The sequence below is a fragment of the Pseudomonas sp. FG1 genome (assembly GCF_034313875.1).
GTDB classification, from domain to species: domain Bacteria; phylum Pseudomonadota; class Gammaproteobacteria; order Pseudomonadales; family Pseudomonadaceae; genus Aquipseudomonas; species Aquipseudomonas veronii.
In genome coordinates this window covers 4,316,479-4,335,377 of record NZ_JAVIWP010000001.1, presented here as the reverse complement: position 1 = coordinate 4,335,377, position 18,899 = coordinate 4,316,479, and the positions used below count along the sequence as shown (strand labels likewise).

The following is an 18,899-nucleotide window of genomic DNA, read 5'->3' as shown; positions in this document are numbered from 1 at the left end:
AATATTCCAAGGAGTTAGCCCAATGAGCGACACCATCTTCACCGGCTGCATTCCCGCACTGATGACCCCGTGTACCGCCGCGCGCAAGCCGGATTTCGACGCCCTCGTCGCCAAGGGCCGCGAATTGATCGATATCGGCATGAGCGCCGTGGTCTATTGCGGCTCCATGGGCGATTGGCCGTTGCTCACCGAAGCCCAGCGCCAGGAGGGCGTGGCACGCCTGGCCGCCGCCGGCGTGCCGACCATCGTCGGCACCGGCGCGGTCAACAGCCGTGAAGCGGTGTCCCACGCGGCGCATGCGGCCAAGGTCGGCGCCCAGGGGTTGATGGTGATTCCCCGCGTGCTGTCCCGTGGCGCTTCGGCCACCGCGCAAAAGGCCCACTTCGCCGCGATCCTCAATGCTGCGCGCCACCTGCCGGCGGTGATCTACAACAGCCCCTACTACGGCTTCGCCACCCGCGCCGAGCTGTTCTTCGAGCTGCGCCGCGAGCACCCGAACCTGATCGGCTTCAAGGAGTTCGGCGGCGCCGCCGACCTGCGCTACGCCGCCGAACACATCACCTCCCAGGACGATAACGTGAGTTTGATGGTCGGCGTCGATACCCAGGTGGTACACGGCTTCGTCAACTGCAACGCGACCGGCGCTATCACCGGCGTCGGCAACGCCCTACCTCGGGAAGTGCTGCAACTGGTGGCGCTGAGCAAGCAAGCCGCCAAGGGCGACGCCAAGGCACGTCGCCAGGCCCTTGAGCTGGAGGCCGCGCTGGCGGTGCTGTCATCGTTCGACGAAGGCTGCGATCTGGTGCTGTATTACAAGCACCTGATGGTGCTCAACGGCGACCATGGCTACGCCCTGCACTTCAACGAAAGCGACCAGCTCAGCGCTGCCCAGCGTCGTTATGCCGAAAGCCAGTACGCGCTGTTCCGCCAGTGGTACGCGAACTGGTCGGCGGAACAGAATGTCGCTTGAAACCCCTAGCGCCGACATCGCCGTAGTCGGCGCGGGCATCATCGGCGTCGCCTGCGCCTTGCAGTTGGCACGTCAAGGGCGCCAGGTCGTCGTCATCGACGCGCAGCCCCCCGGCATGGGCGCCTCCTATGGCAACGCCGGCCACCTGGCGAGCGAACAAGTGTTCCCCATCGCCGACCTGTCGATCCTCAAGCGCTTGCCCACGATGCTGATGGACCCCATGGGCCCGCTGCGCCTGGACTGGAAATACCTGCCCCGCGCCCTGCCCTGGTTTGCGCGTTTGCTGCTCAACCTGCGCCCGGCCAGCTACCGGCGCACGGTCGCCGGCATTCGCGCACTGAACGAAGGCAGCCTGGGCGCATGGCAGCGCCTGCTGCAAGGCATCGACCGGCCGGAGCTGCTGCGCGAAGACGGCTCGTTGCTGGTGTTCGAGCGTGCGGATTCGCGAGGGGCCATCGACGCGCTGCAGCAACGGATGGCGCAGCAAGGCGTGCCGGTGGCGTTCTGGTCGGCTGACACCATTCGCAAGGCCGCGCCGCAGTTGAGCGAGCACATCCAGGGCGGGCTGTTCTTTGCGGGCACCGGGCACTTTCTCGATCCCTATCAGGTGGTGTGCGAACTGGTGAACGCCGCCACAGCCAACGGCGTGCAATTCCTCACCCGCCAGGTGCTGGGCGGGCAAGTCGACGCCCAGGGCGTCACGCTGACCACCGATCAAGGCCCATTGGCCGCACGCCAGGTGCTGATCGCGTGCGGAGCCCACTCGGCGAAACTCACCGCCGCCTTGACCGGCAAGCACGTCCCCCTCGACACCGAACGCGGCTACCACCTGATGCTGCCCCACGAACATGAACGCCTGCCCTTCGCCGTCACCTCCCTGGAGCGCAAGTTCATCATGACGCCCATGCGCGGCGGCCTGCGCCTGGCCGGCACCGTGGAATTCGCCGGCCTGGAGCGCCCGGCGAATATGCAACGCGCCTGGCAGCTGCATCGCCTGAGCAAAGGGTTGTTCCGGCAAGACCTCAATGCGCAGGACGCGACACCATGGATGGGCTTCCGGCCCTCCCTGCCGGACTCGCTGCCGATCATCGATCGGGTCGCCGACGGCAAGGTGTTGCTTGCGTTCGGGCATCAGCATCTGGGGTTGACGCAGGCGGCGGTGACCGCGGAGCTCATCGCGCAACTGGCTTCGACGCGGCCGCGACTGTCGGGTTTGCCGGAGTTGGAGGGGTATCGGTTGGCGCGGTTCTGAAACGTATGATGAGAATCAGCACTCCGTGATCATGACTCGTCACACGAAAAATCCAACAACCTCCACGCTACTTGACCAACCTCTTTTCCTTCGACGGCCTGTAGCCGAAATACGAGCTATAACACTTGCTGAAATGACTCGGCGAAACAAACCCGCACGCCACCAGCACCTCCACCTGCGACAACTCAGTGTGTTGCAACAGCCGGCGCGCCTCGGTCACCCGCAGTTCCATGTAATAGCGCTGCGGCGTGGTGCCCAGTTGTTCCTTGAACAGCCGTTCGAGCTGGCGGCGGGAGCGGCCGGCGTAGACGGCGAGTTGGTCGAGCTCCAAGGGTTCTTCGAGGTTGGCGTCCATCAGTTTCACCACCTCGCGTAACGGCGCGCTGACGCAGATGTTTTCCGTCGGTTTGATGCGCCGGTAGCGGGACTCCTCGAAGGCCAGGATATCTTCGATACCTTCGACCAAGGCCTTGTCGTGCAGGCCCTTGATCCAATCCAGCGCCATGTGGAAAGCGCCGGACGGACTCGAGGCGGTCAGGCGGTCGCGGTCGATGACATACGGTTCGCTGGTGACGTGGGCCGCCTTGGACACTTCCGCCAGTGCCGGGCGATGTTCGGGGTGGATGGCGCAGCGGTAGCCCTGCAACAGGCCGGCGCGGCCGAGGAACCAGGCGCCGTTCCATAAGCCGGCCAGGCTGACGCCCTGCTCGGCGGCATTGCGCAGCAGGTGGATGAAGTCGTCGCTGGCCTTGAGTTCGGTGCGAAAGCCGCCGCAGATCACCAACAACTCCAGCGTTTGCAGGGCCGCCACGTCGAGGCGTGCATCCGGGCGGATCACCAGGCCCAGATCGCTGATGACTTCGCCGTCGCCCCAGCCGAACGTGCGCGATGCGAACAACTCGGGGCGCAACAGGTTGGCGGTGACGAAGGTGTCGAGGGTCTGGGTGAAGGCCGGCAGGGAGAAGTGTTCGAGCAGCAGGAAGCCAACGCGGGTGGCCGACGCTGGCTGGCCGGGTGTTTCATTGAGGTAGCGCAGGTTCTTGCCTTTCATGCCACCGCTGAATTGACGTCTTTCCATCGAGGGTCGGCCCTCTCTTATTGTTGAGGCTGTGGGCGCCATCTTAGGGGGAAATGCTGCGGCTGTCTCAGGTGGCGCGCCGTACCCTCAAGACATGGCTCACCTGCTGATCTTGATAAACCCAGCCCTCTCCAACCCCCCGGGCCAAAGCGTTGCGCGCGCATCTGATACGGTTTTTTCTTTACTATCTGCGCCTGTATCGAAATGTCATCGAGGCGGACAATAGGGCCACTCCCGACACCCTTGTCGAGCGCGACAGGAATGTTCCTGCCGCCCCCTTCCCTTCGGAGGCCTTATGACCAAGATGGCAATTTTCCTGTTTGGCTTTTTGGTGCTGACCATTGGCATCGGTCTGCTGGCGACCATCTCGCCCGTTTGACGTCAGCGCAACCCCGACCCTCAACTCAAAAACAGCCTCGGGTACAGCGACAGCACCAGCAAACTGGCCATCGACACATTGGCTCAAGCCTTTCACAAAGCTTTCACAGGTGAACGCCTAGTGTTGTTTCAGCTCCTAGAGAAACACCTTTTAGCCCGCTCTCCCCATCGCGGGCTTTTCTTTGCCCGTGATTTAAGCCGGGCAAAAAAAAGGCAAGCCACGCCTCATCAAGATGAATAGCGTGGCTTGCCCCAATAAGCCGTTACTTAACGCAGGCCGGGACCGCCCGGACCGCCATGGCCACCGCCCTGACCGTGGCCACCACCACCACCACCACCACCACCACCACCACCACCACCACCACCACCCGGCGGCATGAATATCCAGCAGCCCGACAGGGACGATAACAACGCGACAATCAGTGCCGCCTTAGTTAGATTGTTCAACTTCATCACAACACTCTCTAGTCACAGGCTTTAATGCTCGATGAATAAGACCGTTCAAAATGAAGTGCGTCACGCCTATCGTGTAACTTGATGGTATTGAATGTATTGGAAAGGTTACACGTAGTTATCTACCAGATTGCGCAGCGTTGTGCCTTGGAAGGCATAGTTGGAAACATGAAAGTGAGAATCCGCGAGTGGCTCAGCAGGTCTGGTGGAATTAGCGCTACGCTCTGGCGGTGACGAACACCCCGATGCTACTGCCATAAAAGCAACTAAAGCTGTCCGTTTCATTTGAGTTGCAACATCAATCATTTATCCACCCCATCTAAAAAATCACAACCTTCAACAGCGAATAATTCAGTCGTCTTGAGCCGAGCCCTGGGCGAGCGAGTCGACTCTCATCAACTCACAATTTTTGCGATTGCAATGCCTGCGGCGACGGTCGAGCCCACGGACACCGTTAGGGTGATGCGTCCTGCGCGGTGTGCCGTGACTTGCATTTCCATCTTCATCGCCTCCATGGATGCGAGGGTGTCACCCACAGCCACGTTGTCGCCGTCGGCGACGTTCCAGGACTGCAGGGTGCCCGAGATCGGGGCTACAACGGCGGCGGCATCCGTCGAAATGGAAGACACATCAGCCCCCTCGCGCTCAGCAGACGGCGCAGTGGAATGTAGCCCTCGCAGCAGTTCAGCCGGCAACCCGAGCGCAATCCTTCGGCCATCGATCTCCACGGCCGTGCGTACCAGTGCGATATCGGCCAGCGGTTCAGGCCGTACAGCGGCCGCCAGCGTGTCGGCAAAATCTGTCTCGATCCAGCGCGTATGCACGCTGAAAGCATCGGCTGATGTGAAATCGGCGTGCGCCATCACCGCTCGGTGAAACGGGAGCACCGATGGCACCCCTTCGATTCGGAACTCCTTCAGCGCCCGACGCGCGCGGGCTATAGCCTGGGCACGGGTGGCGCCAGTAATGATCAACTTGGCCATCAGCGAATCGAATGTACCTGGGACGGTAGAACCCGACTGCACGCCGGTATCGACGCGCACGCCGGGCCCCGACGGTGCCTCGAACAGATGCACCAACCCCGGCGCGGGTAGAAAGCCGCGCCCCACATCCTCGGCGTTGATGCGAAACTCGAAAGAATGACCGCGCGGCTTCGGCGTCTCGGTGACCGACAGCGGCAAGCCATCGGCGATGCGCAGTTGCTCGACGACGAGGTCGATTCCCGTCGTCTCTTCGGTCACTGGATGCTCGACCTGCAGGCGCGTGTTGACCTCCAGAAACGAGATTGTTCCGGAAGGACTCAACAGAAACTCGACAGTCCCCGCACCGACGTAGCCTGCCTTCGCGCACACATCGCGCGCCGATTGATGGATGCGCTCACGCTGTTCATCACTGAGGAAGGGCGCGGGGGCTTCTTCCACCAGCTTCTGGTTGCGCCGCTGCAACGAGCAATCGCGCGTGCCGAGCACGACGACATGGCCGTGCGTATCGGCGATCACCTGCGCCTCGACATGACGAGGCCGATCGAGGAACTGTTCAACGAAACACTCGCCACGGCCGAAAGCAGTGACCGCTTCACGCACCGCCGACTCGTACAATTCGGCTACTTCGTCGAGCCGCCATGCGACCTTCATGCCGCGGCCGCCACCGCCAAAGGCCGCCTTGATGGCGATCGGCAGGCCGTTCTTCTCGGCAAAGGCCACGACCTCCTGCGCATCGCGCGCGGGCTCCGACGTGCCAGCCACCAACGGCGCACCGACAGCCAGGGCGATCTTGCGCGCCTGCACCTTGTCACCCAGTGCCTCGATGGCTGCCGGCGAAGGGCCGATCCACTTCAGGCCCGCGCCAATCACGGCCCTGGCAAAAGTTGCGCTTTCCGAAAGGAAGCCGTATCCGGGGTGTACCGCGTCGGCGCCACAGCGGTCGGCCACGGCGAGCAGCTTTTCGATGTTCAAGTAGGTGTCGGCCGGGCGCTGGCCGTCAAGGCCGTAGGCCTCATCGGCCATGCGAGCGTGCATCGCGTCGATGTCGGCGTCGGCATACACCGCGACGGATTTCACACCATAATCGGCACAGGCGCGCACGATGCGTACAGCGATCTCGCCGCGGTTGGCGATAAGAACTTTCTTCATGGGGTTTCTCGCAGGTCGGAAGAGAGGGCCGCGGTGAACGCGCGTATGGGGTTGAAGCGCACCTGCGCACCGATGGGGATCTGCCCCGCACGGTCGAGGTGGTAAGGGGCGACAGCGCCGATCACTGGGTAGCCACCGGTCAGCGGGTGGTCGGCAAGGAAGAGCACGGGCTGGCCGCTTGGCGGCACCTGAATCGCGCCCAACACGGTGCCTTCACTGGGCAGTTCGGCGATCTGTGCGCGCATCAACGGCGTTTCACCGGCCAGACGCAGGCCGACGCGGTTCGATTGCGGCGTCACAGTCCACAATTGGCTCGCCAACAATGCAATGGCCTGCAGTGTGAACCAGTCGGTGCGCGGCCCCATCACGACATCGAGCACCACGGTCTGCGTCGTCGTCGGGAGATCGGCACGAGGCGTTTCGGGCGCGCCAACGATGGAGCCATGCGTGACCACAGGTACCGGCAAAATGTCACCGGCTTTGATGGGCGGCGGACCGACCTGCGCGAGCGTGTCTGTCGATCGACTTCCGAGCACGGGCGCGATCGCGAAGCCACCGCGCACCGCCAGGTAGCTGCGGATGCCGGCACGCGGGTCGCCAAGCGATAGACTGTCGCCATCAGAAAGTGCGATGGCTTCATGGCCTGGCACACGATATCGAGCGCCGTTCGCACGCGTGAGTTCGATCGGCGCATCGGCACCGGTGAAGGCCACCACCGTGTCTGCGCGGCTCGTGATTTGGAAGCCACCGTAGACGATCTCGACGCAGGCCATGTCGCTCGCATTGCCGACCAGACGGTTGGCCGCGCGCAGTGCGCCCTTATCCATCGCCCCTGAGGCGGATACGCCCTGCCCGGCCAGACCCTCGCGCCCGAGATCCTGGAACAGCGCCTGCAGGCCGGTGCTACGGACAACAAGCGCCGGACCATTGTGGAGCGGAACCTCGACGGGGCCAGGCGACGGCGCTGGCAAAGCTGAAAGCTGCCGCCCTGAAACATCGACGAAACGTACCTTGAAGCCCGGTTGCAGCAGCGCCGGCACGTCACGGCTTAGGTCCCACATCGGCGTGGCAGTCACGCCGATGATCTGCCACCCCCCCGGACTGGCCTGCGGATAGACGCCGCTGAAAGCGCCGGCCAACCCCACGGCGCCCGCGGGGATGCGCGTGCGTGGCGTAGTGCGACGCGGCACGTTGAGGCTTGGGTGGCCGCCGCTCAGATAGGCGAACCCAGGTGCGAAGCCAGTGAAGGCAACGGTGTAGTCGCAGCCGGTATGGCGGCGAATCACCTCTTCGCGCGAGAGATCAAGCATCTGCGCGACCTCGTCAAGGTCCTCTCCTTCGTAGGAGACCGGAATCTCCACGCGAGTGGTCGCACGCTCGATCTGCGCCGTGAGGTCGCGGCGGCTGATGCGCGTGACGAGTTCATCATGCGTCACCGTGTTAGGCCGGAAGTGAACCATGACCGTGCGCGCGGCCGGCACGAGTTCGACGATGCCATCGATGGGCTCGGCCTGTAGTGATGCAAGCAGCGCCAGCGTCTGCGACAAGTCATCCAGCTCGACCAACAGGGCGTCGAGATTAGCCGGCAGAAATCGCATCACGGTACGACTCCCATGTCGACGAAAGGAGCGACCTTGACGCCCGAACGCTCAAGCAGCGCACGCACTTGCCGCGCCATCTCCACCGCGCCTGGGCTGTCACCATGCACGCAGACCGAATCGGCCTTAAGGCGCACGATGCTGCCGTCAATGGCCGTGACCACACCCTCGGTCGCCAGGCGTAGCATGCGCTCGGCAACATCCCGTGCATCGTGCAGCACGGAGCCCTTCTCGCGACGGGAGACCAGCGAACCGTCCGGCATGTAGGCGCGATCGGCAAAGGCTTCGGCCACAGTGCTCAGCCCGCTTGCCTGCGCCCAGCCGAGTAGCGGCGAGCCGGCCAAACCGACCAGCACCAGCGACGGGTCGATTGCGCGGATGGCGGCAATCACGTCGTGTGCCTGGCGCTTATCGTGCGCGATGGTGTTGTAGAGCGCTCCGTGTGGCTTGACGTATCGTACCGACGTGCCGGCCACCACAGCCAACCCCTTCAGCGCGCCGATCTGGTAGATCACGTCAGCCTGCAGGTCGGCGCTTGCCACGTCCATTTGGCGGCGGCCGAAACCGACGAGGTCGGGATAGGCGACGTGCGCGCCTACTGCCACGCCGCGCTCCGCCGCTTGACGTAGCGTCCGCAGGATACCGGCGGCGTCGCCAGCGTGGAAGCCGCAGGCCACATTGGCACTGCTCACGATGCTGAGCATCGCGTGGTCGTCACCCATGCGCCAGGCGCCCAGGCTTTCACCCAGGTCACTATTGAGGTCTATCTTCATGTTGTTTTCTTTTCTTTAGCGAAACATCAGGAAATACAGGATGAAAACATTGCAAGTCAGCAAGGCCAGCGCCGTGGGCACCTGCGCGCGGATCACCGCGTTTTTGTCGGGCAGTTCGAGTAGGGCCGCCGGTACGATATTAAAGTTGGCTGCCATCGGCGTAAGCAAGGTGCCGCAATAACCCGAGAGCATGCCGATGGCTGCCATAAGGGCCGGGTTACCGTCGTACATGCCGACCAGGACTGGCACCCCGACGCCCCCTGTCATCACGGGGAAGGCGGCGAAACCGTTGCCCATGATGATGGTGAAAAGCGCCATGCCAACCACGTACACCATCACCGCGAAGAAACGTACATCCATGTTGATGTAGCTGGTGGTGATATGCGCCACGGCCTTGCCCACACCGGCGTCGGAGAATACGAGGCCCAGCATGCCGAGCATCTGCGGCAGTACCAGCGCCCAACCGAGCGCATCGGTCAGCCGACGCGATTCGCGGATACCTTGCATCGGCGTTTCGTTCGTCATCTTGCAGACCAGCGCAAGCGCGACCATACAGCCCAGCCCTAGGCTTACCATCGTGGTGTTCTTCGGGTCGAGCAGCGGTATGCCGCCAACCACGAGGTACTTCGCCGACAGCGTGCCGATCATGGTCACGACCGGGATCGCCAGGGCGGGGATGAAAAGCTTGTTGCCCAGCAGATTGGCGCTGGCCGAGTACTCCGCCGCCGAGCGGGCCACGTGACGGCCAATGCCGACACCGCCGAAGGCTGCAATCAGCGCCATCACCACAACACCGACGCCGACCCAGACCGGCGGCAACTGGTCGCCGAGCAAGAAGACGAGCGAATAAAGGCCCCAGAAAAAGGCACTGGAATAGCGCTTTGAGTGCTGGCGATCCATAAGCGTCATCACCGCGGTGATGGCGAGGATGGCACCGACGAGATAGTACAGGTGCGTGATCGTGAGCGTCATGGTCGGGACTCCTTGCCTTCGACTGTGACGGTTGCAGCCGCGGCCGCAGCGCTGCCGGCCATCTCGCGCATCAACCAAGTGTCAAGCCGGCGCAGGCGCCAAGCATGGATGGTGAATGCGCAAACAGCTGTCGGAATCCCCCAGAGCGCGACGCGAATCGGCTCGACTTCGATGCCCGCCTCACGCAAGAACGTGGTCATCAGCACGATCGCGCCGAAAGCCACGAAGATGTCTTCGCCGAAGAACAGGCCGACGTTATCGGTCGCTGCGGCATACGCTCGCAGCTTGTGGCGAACCTTCTCCGGCAGTGCCCCAAAACGGGCTTCGGCAGCACCTTCTGCCATTGGCGCGAGCAGCGGTCGCACCATTTGTGGATGGCCGCCCAGGCTGGTAAGACCGATGGCTGCGGTCATCTGGCGTGCGCCAAGGTAGACAATCAGCAAGCGGCCCGCAGTCGCGGACTTGATGCTACTGATCCATCGCTGGGCGTGCTGGCGCAAACCATAACGCTCGAGCAAGCCAATCACCGCCAGCGGTAGCAGGATGATCAACGGCAGGTTACGCGTCTTGATGAAGCCCGTGCCGATGGCGGCAAGAATCCTGTCGACCGGAAAGTGCGCCGCGAAGGCGGTGACGACGGCCGTGACAATCACGACCAACATGGGATTAAAGCGCAGGACGAAGCCCACGATGATGACGACGACCCCCAGCAAGGGCCACAAGTTGATGTCAGTGGGCACCGGCGTTTCTCCAAGTTGTTTGAGTTATTTTCTTAGATCACTCAACTATCTTCATCCGATTGAATGATCATTTCAACAGAATTGTTCAACAATCCAACACGGATAATAAAAAGCAATATGTATGCCAAAATACCAATCTGTTTCAGCCCTACAGGAAAAAGCGACACTGCGAGTAGGGCAAAACCTGCTAGAATCCAATCGCCCCTGCCACTCAGAAGTCCGCTCGATGCCCCTTCCCGCCTCCCCTTCATTCGTAGCCCAGACGCTAAACGAGCGGATCGCCGAACAGTTGCGTCAGCAAGTCACCCAAGGCGAATTCACACCTGGGCAACGGCTGTCCGAGCAGGTGCTCAGCGAAAACCTCGGCATCTCGCGAAACACCCTGCGCGAAGTATTCCGGACGCTGGCCAAAGACGGCCTGTTACGACACGAACCCAACCGTGGGGTATTCGTGGTGGTTCCCAGCATCGCGGCCGTCATCGACATCTACCGCGTGCGACGCCTCATCGAATGCCAGGCGTTGGCCGAGGCTTACCCGCGCCACCCGGCGAAGAAAAACATGCGCGCAGCGGCAGAACAGGCCCAACGAGCACGGGACGCGGGGGACTGGCTGGCAGTGGGCACAGCTAACATGGACTTCCATACGGCCGTCGTTGAACTTGCGGACAGTGAACGCTTGAACGCCATGTTCCGGCGCATACTTGCAGAGCTACGGCTGACTTTTGGGCTGTTGCAGGACGCCGAGTTCTTGCATGAGCCCTACGTCGATATGAACTTTCAGATTCTTGAACTCGTTGAACGCAACGAGATGGCCAAAGCTCGCGAAGCAATGCTTGAATACCTCATTCATTCCGAACGCATTGTTTTGGCCGTCTATGCGAGGCGCCCTTCCCAAGAAGGGTGAGAGCTCCGACGTCCACGCAACATCTGCCCCACACAGCCGGTCGACTGGTCGATACAGTTAACCAAGCGGGGCTCCTTCAGAAATTTTTGCCGCCCTAGCGCATGAGCGAAGAACTGCCAGACATAGAGCCCCTGTGGCAGGATGACCTGGTTGCCTTCACCATCGGCTGCTCGTTTTCCTTCGAACAACCGCTCCTGGATGCCGGCACTGCCCTCAACAACAACGAATGGATGCAATGGACCAACAATGAACACAGCTCAACGGTCGATTCAGCAGTACATAAACGCCAAGGACAGTAACCGCCCGCATCTGCTGCGCCAGGCTTTTATGCCGGATGCACAACTGGAGATGGTGGTATACACGGGGTCCATCTCGTTTCCACCCCACGTTGAAGGCCTTGAGTCCATCGGCGACGTGCTGGTCAGTCGCTTCGGCCAGACATTCGAAAACGTCTATACCTTTTGTCTGGGACACCCACCGGAGCCGGATAGCAAAACGTTCCAATGCCAATGGCTGGTCGCTATGTCCGACAAAAACTCCGGCGAGGTCCGAGTCGGTTGTGGTCAATATGGATGGCAGTTCAATCCCGAGTCGGGACTTGTCGAGCGGCTCACTATCACCATCGAGCATATGAAAACCCTGCCGCCTACCGACCTTCACACCATCATGGAGTGGGTATCCCGCCTGGACTATCCATGGTGCCGCCCAGAAGCATTAGCGAGCAACGCTCCAGACATAGGCACCCTTGAAGAGGTGATCCAGTATGTAATCCGGTCAGAACAGTGAAGTTGCGGAACACATCTGAAGCGTTGCGGAAGGGATCGTAAATCGCAGGTATAAAAAACCCGTGGACGGTAATCTACGGGGTTTTTAAGAGTGGAGGCCGAGACAGGAATCGAACCAAACACGACGCGGTTGCGCGCCAACCGCGTCTAAGATCTGATGTTTAAGCCGCAGGACTCGTCAACCAGCTACTGCTCAACGTTGCCAGCAACGAAGCATCTGAGATAACGCCCGATGCCTTCGGATCAAATCCGGGATGACTGCCACTGAACCCTGCCATTGCCTGAACCAACTGGTCAACCTGCGCCCCCAGTAGATAGTCCGTATGGCTTCCACCGAGGGCGATCCTGTCCAGCCGGCTGACAGAGTTGTCATACCAGCCCTGCACAGTGATGTCGGTGTCGCTGCCTAGCAGTTGCACGCGCAGATCATTACCCGCCCGCTGAAACCACAGCGACTCACGGGACTCGTTGTCGATGCGCAGGGCACCCCGGGCTTCTCCTATCCCATTGATAAGAGTGTCGTGCCCCCGCCCTCTGGCAATTACATAGTGGTCATAGCCACCACCGCCGATCAGCAAGTCATTGCCCCCTCCTCCTTCAAGTCGGTTGCTACCGGTATCTCCCGACAGGATATCGTCGTGGCTGGAGCCCAGAAGGTTCTCAATACTCGTCAGCCGGTCGATCCCACCGTACCCGTTGCTTGCCGTGCCTTTAGCCAGATCTACGACCACGCCGGTTGGGGCGCCTTCATAACTGGCCGTATCATTACCGGCACCACCGCTCAGCACGTTGTTTCCGCCCTTGCCTGTCAGAACATCATCACCGGCCCCACCATTGAGTACGTTGTCCCGACTGTCACCGCTCAACCGGTCAGCGAAAGCACTGCCGTTGAGGTTTTGCACATGGGTAAAGCCATCAAAATCCCGTGGAGTGAGTGAATCAAGTTGCGCAACTATCCCTTTGGCTGAACCGGAGTAATCCACGGTAGCAACACCCAATAGATTGTCGTACAGGGAGAGAGCATTGAGATTGACCCCGGTTAAGGTCAGTAAAGGCGTGCCTGGCGAGAAAGACAGACGGGCCTGCGCCGAAGCATCTGCATCCAAGTAAGCCGTGCTGGAGGCTGAACTCAGCAGCAATCGGTCGCCTGAGACTCCGGCCTGAAAAGCATTGATGCGGTGCCCGGTTGCTCCCGCCGACTCCGTGAACAAAAACATATCGCGGCCTGCACCGCCGGTCATGCCATGCCCATTCCCGGAGCCTGAAATCAATAAGCTTGCGGACGCACCAGCGACCGCTGAGACCTGACTACCCGACACGAGCTGAACATCAGCGTAACCCAACACCGATCCCAACGCAGTTTTGTAAGTCTGCAGACTGGCACTTGCTTGGGCGTACGCTCCTTGTGCACTCGCCTGAGCAGTTAGCAATGCATTGGCTTTGTCTCTATCGACAGTAGACGCCCATTCGTAACGACTGGTGCTGGTCACCGTTACCCAGTGTGCTGGAGTAAAAGGCGGAAATAGACTCTTGGTAACGTAACGTTGTGTTGTCGTAATGACAGTTGGCGGCAGGATGCTTGCGAGGTTGGCCGCTGTTTGAGCGATCAGTGACGATGAGCCTGCCAAGCCATCGAGTGCATTCTGATAGAGTGAAACCGTGCTGCCGAGCCCGCGCTCAAACGCAACGGCAGCCTCTTTAGCTGACTGCGCAGTAGAGGAGCTCTTCGTGTCATTCGCACTTACAGCTTGCCCCAAAGCAAATTGCCGGGCTTGGGCGGATGACGCTACAGCTTGCCCAACCGTCGTGGTCAACGAAAGTGAGCCGCTGATGGATGCACAGGTTGCAACAGAGGCCGCAACGGTTCCCACGCCACGTTCCAGGTAGGCGTTGCTGGTCGTCGAGGATGCCGGAAATGAAACCTCGAAAATATTCTTTACGTAGAAGGCATCCGCATTCAGTGCGCTGATGCGCTCGTAGCTGACGACTCCTTTAGGACGGCCCGTCATCGGGTTGGTTGAATCGAAATTGATCTGTGTCGTGAGGATGTAGGCCTGTGGGTCCTGGCTATTGTAATAACGGTAGCTGTTCATACTGGGGACCAGGTAAATCAGCGACACCTGACGGCCAAGGCTGCTGGCCTGAGCACTCTTGCTGCCCAACGCCGCAATTGCCGCCGCGGCCTGGTTGGCGGCCGTCGTCGCCAGACCTGCGCCTTGCGTGACCGCGCCCGACTCATAAACCCTACGCGTTTCGAGCGCGACATTTGAAATCGAAGGCACCAGTGGCACGTCCACATGGGCGGTAAAATAAGCGTCCAGCGACGGTGGCTTATTTATCGTCAATGGGTCTACGGGATTAAAACCGGAATTGGCTTGTTTCCAGGATTGTTGAGTGGCAATGGCCAGTTCCACCGCATCGCTGCCAAGCCGCAGACCGTTGGACAGTTCGATAGCCGCGAGCTTACGGTAGTCGGCTGCGAACCAGTCCTGAATTTCGATGCGGTCATGGCTGCCCAACACAGCTACAAGCAGGTTGTTGCCTTCACGTGCCAACCACAAGTCGGCCGCCTTTATACCTGCTTGTAACTTCAGTATCGAACTCGGCCCGGTATTGCCCGAGACACCATTGATCACTTTATCCTGGCCGTCTCCCCGATCGAAGACGTACACATCGTTGCCACCACCGCCTTCAAGCCGATCATTGCCTCGACCACCTGCCAACACATTATTGGCGGTGGTGCCTGTCAATGTGTCGCTCCACGCGGAGCCGATAACGTTATCGATGTTATACAGCGTACTTTCCAGGCTATCGCGTCCTGAGGACAAATTGACGCTCACCCCGGCAGCGACCTGTACATAGCTCGCGACATCGGTACCCGCACCGCCATCGATCCATGCGCCACGCCCAGTCACCAGGAACGTGTCATCACCTGCCCCCCCCCTGAGCACGGAGTTCCAGTCACCACCGATTAGCGTATCGCCATGGCTTGAGGCAATGATCTCGTTGATATGCACCTGGCCGTCGTTCAGGCCATTATTTCGTAAGCTGCGTACCCCCGCTTGGTCATACCCGGCAAAAGACAGCGTCCGTACACCGCTGAAATTGGCGAACAAGTTCAAGTCCGAAGCGTTGGTCCCCAGCAGATCAACGTAATGTTGCCCGTCAGCGGCTAACACACGCAGCCCCTCTTGGGTGCGGACGACAGACGCACTGTCGCCGAGCCCCAGTAGCTGAATTTGGTCGCCCGCGCTGCCGGCCTGAAATCTTTGCAACGTCACTTGCCCGGAAGCCTGGCTGAGCAACACGTTATCGACGCTGGTATTAAGCACGAAGCGTTGGGCGCCGTTACCCGCCAGGATCAGGTTGTAACCTTTGTCGACGGTCACTGTCCCGCCCGCCACACCGGTGTAGGCCTTGGCGTAACCCGCCGATTGCGCGAACGCCCCAAGAGACGTGTCGATACCGACTTTGAGGTCCCTGGACAATTGCAATAAGGCGGCGTAAGCGGTAAAGGTATCCGCAGCAAAACCCGCATCATCGGGGGAGAAAAAAGTATTATTCCCGGGTAAATGGCCGATTGAATTCTTATTCACCGGAACCAGACTGTTCACCTGACCGCGCAAGGCTTCCAACCTGCCGGTGTAAGCCGCCCACGCCTCTGAAGTGGTCAAATACGAGGTCGCTGCGGCGCCCCAAGCGACAGCGGCAGAATGTGCCTTGGTTTGGGCGGTCGAACGCGCCTCAGCGCTCGGCACGGCGTTGGCTATTTGCGCCGCAGTTTGCGCCTGCCCCAGCGCTATCGCCCCCGCATCAACGGCCTGCAGAGTGGCGCGAACAGAGCCGTAGTACGTCGAGCCCTGCTGTAGCAATGCCATCACTTCCTTACCGGCAGTGCTACCTTGTTCGGCACCACTTTCACCTTCATAGAAGGTAATGAGCGTTCGGTCACGCACCCCGAGCAAAGGGTTGGGAAACCCCTGACTGCTGCGATAACGCTGCTTGACTGACCACGCCTGCAACGCGGCCGTGTAACCTGCAAAGTCAGGCGCCGTCGTTGCCAGAGCCGCGTCAGCCCCGCGCGCCTGGCCTGCGGCCATCGCCGCATAACCTTTGGAGGCGTAATCGGCAAATATCAGGGTGCCTGGGTTGATGGGGGCGGCCCCTTGAGCGGCCTCGGTTTTCTCGGCCAACCCAATATCGGCAATATCTCTTCGTGTGCCATTGGTGAACGTAAAACCGGCGGTGGAATCGATTAACCCCCCTCCCACCTGACGGCCGTCATGCGTCGATATCAGATCAATGGATGCGATACCCAGAGAAGTCAATGTTTTCAATTCTTCAGGCGTGGAAATGCCATTCTGATCCGCGTCGACCCATACTTTGACACCGTCAAAGTAATTGCCGCCGGTGAAAGGGTTGATCAACGCGGTATCCCGAGAAAAAACCGTACTCCCGGCAGCGGCGAGCGTCGCGAGCACCGAAAAGCCATTTTGCCCAACCGGCGCCTTGCTTCCCGGTACCGCGAAGGACTCACCAAACCACTCGGTAGCATTGTCGATAGCCCCATTGCCGTTGGTGTCAAACACCAGGATGCCATTGTCCGCCCCGACCCAGCCCACCGCGCTTTTTGCCCCATCGGCGTTATGATCGAACACTGCGTTACTTCGTGACGGTGGCAGCAGTTTGATGCCACTCCCCGTCAGGTCCAGCACCAGCGGCAGGTGGTATCGACCAGAACCCGACACCTCCAATGGTAGGATGGTGACGATGCCAACGTTGTAAGTGCTCCAGCCCTGTTGAGCGATATTCAGTACTTGCTGGATTGCCGCTTGTAAGCCGTTCGACAACCTCAGTGCAAAAGGAATACTGGCGCCCAATGCAGTGGGTGACCAGCGATCAGAATAGGGTTCCTGGGCCAGACGATGCTGCAGAGCCTTCAAGGACAGGGCATTTTCTGCAGCGGCGATCGCACCCTCGGCGGACGTATTCAGGAGCGTGCCGGTCTGTGCCTGCTGGGATGCTACGGTCTGGGACAAGACCAACGCGCCAGTTTGGGTAGACGTCTGGCTGATAAACGCAGCCAGATCGGGCGCGGGGCCCGTGAAGGTTTGACCGTTCTGCTTCCAGGTAGTGTTTACCGGCAGCCCATCGAAACCGTAAGTCTGTTCTACCGCTAATCCACCCTCGGCGTTTTTCCACGCGACGACCACACCTTGAGCCGTCAAGCGATAGGCCGCCGACAAGTCGCCATAGCTGTGTGATACGGAAACATTTTGTTTACCGACCGAAATGATCGAGTCCTTGGGTACTTCCATCAACGAAATACCTGCGACGCTGACTTGAACGCTATCTTTCGTATAAAGCAGCGTGGCCTCACCGACAGAAGATGATGAAAGGGGAACCGTCAAGATCATGTCGCCATTTGGCTCTATCTCTATTTTACGGATATTGTCGAGCGTAGTCTTCGCGTCGGGTAGAGCAGGATCCTTCGTACTGTTCAGCAATTGGGTAACAACATTGTAATACCCAGTTGGAGAGTCGACCTTGTTAATCCAGCTTTGAGCAAGTTCTTTATTCGCCCCAGAGCCGGCCACGGTCGCGAGCGACATAAGCTGGACAGTATTAATAGCCAATAGTAGCTCTTTTTTAATGTCACCAGCAGAATCAAGAACATTTTGCCAATAGCTTTCCCTAGTATTTTCTGTGATATTCGAAAGTACAGAATTCAATGTCCATGCGTCCTTCGACAGGCCATTATCTTCAAATACTTTTGTATGAAAACCCCATGCTTCTCGGTGCGTGACATCAGAAGAAATGGGACTGCCTCCGTTTGTCTCAAGCTTACTATCTAAAGCAGAAAGGTAACCACGGGCCATCTGATTTAAAATGCGTGCCACATCAGCATCAGATACAGGCGCACCTATATTTGAGGCATCACGGCACCTTAAATTTTACTGTTTGATATTTGAGAGAACGAAGGCGTTCATGGCATCTACAACCGCTGGCCAGTCCTTAAGTTTACTCGGAGCAAGTTCAACTTTCGCAAGTGCACCTATTTTTTCAATGACAAAATAGCCTGTGCATTCATAAAATTCCTTTTCAGTTTTATATCGTCGACAGGAAAATACTACGGGCACTTTCTCCGCACTGCGCTTCCAATAGTAGCCATTTACTTCGCCGGGCAAATATTTATTATCTTTCTCCTGAAGAAACAACCCCAACTCCTTCTGATAATTATCCGCACTTTCCACTTTAGATGCAGAGGCCTCCAGCATATTATTTATCAGATAATCAAGATCTCCATGCCTGACAGCAATCTGTTCAAGCGTCAACACCACACCTTGAAATTTTCCGTAGGGGGTCGTCGTATACTCACTCGTTCTCACAGGTAGAAGATATGGCCAAGACAGCGCCATTGATACCGAAGAAAAATTAGCATCACAGCCTTTCTTATTTTCGGTAAAGCCTTTTTCCCATGAGCTTTTCCCTTCATATTCAGCCCAGAATAGGACGTAACTACTCGGTACTTCTATCACAGTGCCCAAAATTTTCCCGCATACCCAACCCGGACGGTTTCCCGAAGACACATTTGGCGCCGCCTCGGTTCTTTTTTGAACTTCAGATAGATAAGTGACTAATGCAACTGCCAACAGTCCCAACAGACCCAGCAACAAGATAGCTGCCACGCCCCTTAAGGCCTGCCAGAAAAAAAAGAAAATTCTGACCATATTTCGGCGCAAAAAAACACGATTTACGCGCATAAAATTTCTTCCAATCCGACCATCCAAATCATGATCAATTACCCCATCGAACGTGAGGGCCTGAACCTATGACGGTTTGAACCGCGTCAGACCGAACCCC

Annotated in this window: 13 protein-coding genes and 1 pseudogene; 5 read left to right on the top strand and 9 right to left on the bottom strand. The window is 59.2% G+C overall.

Annotated features, from left to right (window positions below; all coding sequences use genetic code 11):
• Window positions 1–22: 22 nt before the first annotated feature.
• Window positions 23–970 carry a dihydrodipicolinate synthase family protein gene (locus tag RGV59_RS19865; RefSeq protein ID WP_126585209.1) on the top strand — a complete coding sequence of 316 codons (948 nt, stop codon included), beginning with the start codon at window positions 23–25 and terminating at the stop codon, window positions 968–970.
• Entirely contained in the window at window positions 960–2,222 is a 1,263-nt protein-coding gene (locus tag RGV59_RS19860) for an NAD(P)/FAD-dependent oxidoreductase (protein ID WP_079443907.1), read from the top strand. Before RGV59_RS19865 ends, RGV59_RS19860 begins: the two co-directional genes overlap by 11 nt.
• 67 nt (window positions 2,223–2,289) lie before the next feature.
• Here RGV59_RS19860 and RGV59_RS19855 read toward each other — a convergent pair whose 3' ends face one another.
• The 7 genes from RGV59_RS19855 to RGV59_RS19825 form a co-directional block, all read right to left on the bottom strand.
• Window positions 2,290–3,273, bottom strand: a complete 984-nt coding sequence (locus RGV59_RS19855; protein ID WP_079443908.1) for a GlxA family transcriptional regulator — start codon at window positions 3,271–3,273, stop codon at window positions 2,290–2,292.
• A gap of 668 nt (window positions 3,274–3,941) precedes the next feature.
• Window positions 3,942–4,097, bottom strand: a complete 156-nt coding sequence (locus RGV59_RS19850; RefSeq protein WP_185833555.1) for a hypothetical protein — start codon at window positions 4,095–4,097, stop codon at window positions 3,942–3,944.
• 429 nt (window positions 4,098–4,526) lie between these two features.
• A complete protein-coding gene (locus RGV59_RS19845) occupies window positions 4,527–6,263 on the bottom strand; it encodes an acetyl/propionyl/methylcrotonyl-CoA carboxylase subunit alpha (RefSeq protein ID WP_017846358.1) in 1,737 nt (578 codons plus the stop codon).
• The gene (gene pxpB, locus RGV59_RS19840; RefSeq protein ID WP_102617051.1) at window positions 6,260–7,861 is read right to left on the bottom strand and encodes a 5-oxoprolinase subunit PxpB; all 1,602 of its coding nucleotides are present in this window, start codon (window positions 7,859–7,861) and stop codon (window positions 6,260–6,262) included. The genes RGV59_RS19845 and pxpB overlap by 4 nt, the downstream gene beginning before the upstream one ends.
• Window positions 7,861–8,634 (bottom strand): LamB/YcsF family protein, encoded by a 774-nt coding sequence (locus tag RGV59_RS19835; protein ID WP_102617050.1) that lies wholly within the window; start codon window positions 8,632–8,634, stop codon window positions 7,861–7,863. The genes pxpB and RGV59_RS19835 overlap by 1 nt, the downstream gene beginning before the upstream one ends.
• A gap of 15 nt (window positions 8,635–8,649) precedes the next feature.
• Window positions 8,650–9,606, bottom strand: coding sequence for a DUF979 domain-containing protein (locus RGV59_RS19830; protein WP_017846361.1), 957 nt, complete (start codon window positions 9,604–9,606; stop codon window positions 8,650–8,652).
• Window positions 9,603–10,346 carry a DUF969 domain-containing protein gene (locus RGV59_RS19825; RefSeq protein WP_102617049.1) on the bottom strand — a complete coding sequence of 248 codons (744 nt, stop codon included), beginning with the start codon at window positions 10,344–10,346 and terminating at the stop codon, window positions 9,603–9,605. Before RGV59_RS19825 ends, RGV59_RS19830 begins: the two co-directional genes overlap by 4 nt.
• Before the next feature lie 226 nt (window positions 10,347–10,572).
• On the opposite strand from RGV59_RS19825, the gene RGV59_RS19820 reads away from it, so the two are divergent.
• The 3 genes and pseudogenes from RGV59_RS19820 to RGV59_RS19810 all read left to right on the top strand — a co-directional run bounded on the left by RGV59_RS19820 (window position 10,573) and on the right by RGV59_RS19810 (window position 12,036).
• Window positions 10,573–11,250, top strand: a complete 678-nt coding sequence (locus RGV59_RS19820; RefSeq protein WP_017846363.1) for a GntR family transcriptional regulator — start codon at window positions 10,573–10,575, stop codon at window positions 11,248–11,250.
• Between the two features lie 101 nt (window positions 11,251–11,351).
• Window positions 11,352–11,477 (top strand): annotated as a pseudogene (locus RGV59_RS19815) (hypothetical protein); the annotation flags it as partial.
• 19 nt (window positions 11,478–11,496) lie between these two features.
• The gene (locus tag RGV59_RS19810; protein WP_126585207.1) at window positions 11,497–12,036 is read left to right on the top strand and encodes a hypothetical protein; all 540 of its coding nucleotides are present in this window, start codon (window positions 11,497–11,499) and stop codon (window positions 12,034–12,036) included.
• Between the two features lie 160 nt (window positions 12,037–12,196).
• Here RGV59_RS19810 and RGV59_RS19805 read toward each other — a convergent pair whose 3' ends face one another.
• Complete coding sequence (locus RGV59_RS19805) at window positions 12,197–17,935, bottom strand: calcium-binding protein (RefSeq protein ID WP_126585206.1); 5,739 nt, start codon at window positions 17,933–17,935, stop codon at window positions 12,197–12,199.
• A gap of 54 nt (window positions 17,936–17,989) precedes the next feature.
• Window positions 17,990–18,799 (bottom strand): hypothetical protein, encoded by an 810-nt coding sequence (locus tag RGV59_RS19800; protein ID WP_126585205.1) that lies wholly within the window; start codon window positions 18,797–18,799, stop codon window positions 17,990–17,992.
• Between the last annotated feature and the right edge of the window lie 100 nt (window positions 18,800–18,899).

What these genes read in the sequence shown, in the direction of transcription:
- RGV59_RS19860 (WP_079443907.1), top strand. Translation starts at nt 960, where the DNA reads ATGTCGCTTGAAACCCCTAGCGCCGACATCGCCGTAGTCGGCGCGGGC.
- RGV59_RS19865 (WP_126585209.1), top strand. Translation starts at nt 23, where the DNA reads ATGAGCGACACCATCTTCACCGGCTGCATTCCCGCACTGATGACCCCG.
- RGV59_RS19810 (WP_126585207.1), top strand. Translation starts at nt 11,497, where the DNA reads ATGAACACAGCTCAACGGTCGATTCAGCAGTACATAAACGCCAAGGAC.
- RGV59_RS19820 (WP_017846363.1), top strand. Translation starts at nt 10,573, where the DNA reads ATGCCCCTTCCCGCCTCCCCTTCATTCGTAGCCCAGACGCTAAACGAG.
- RGV59_RS19845 (WP_017846358.1), bottom strand. Translation starts at nt 6,263, where the DNA reads ATGAAGAAAGTTCTTATCGCCAACCGCGGCGAGATCGCTGTACGCATC.
- RGV59_RS19835 (WP_102617050.1), bottom strand. Translation starts at nt 8,634, where the DNA reads ATGAAGATAGACCTCAATAGTGACCTGGGTGAAAGCCTGGGCGCCTGG.
- RGV59_RS19800 (WP_126585205.1), bottom strand. Translation starts at nt 18,799, where the DNA reads ATGCGCGTAAATCGTGTTTTTTTGCGCCGAAATATGGTCAGAATTTTC.
- RGV59_RS19855 (WP_079443908.1), bottom strand. Translation starts at nt 3,273, where the DNA reads ATGAAAGGCAAGAACCTGCGCTACCTCAATGAAACACCCGGCCAGCCA.
- RGV59_RS19830 (WP_017846361.1), bottom strand. Translation starts at nt 9,606, where the DNA reads ATGACGCTCACGATCACGCACCTGTACTATCTCGTCGGTGCCATCCTC.
- pxpB (WP_102617051.1), bottom strand. Translation starts at nt 7,861, where the DNA reads ATGCGATTTCTGCCGGCTAATCTCGACGCCCTGTTGGTCGAGCTGGAT.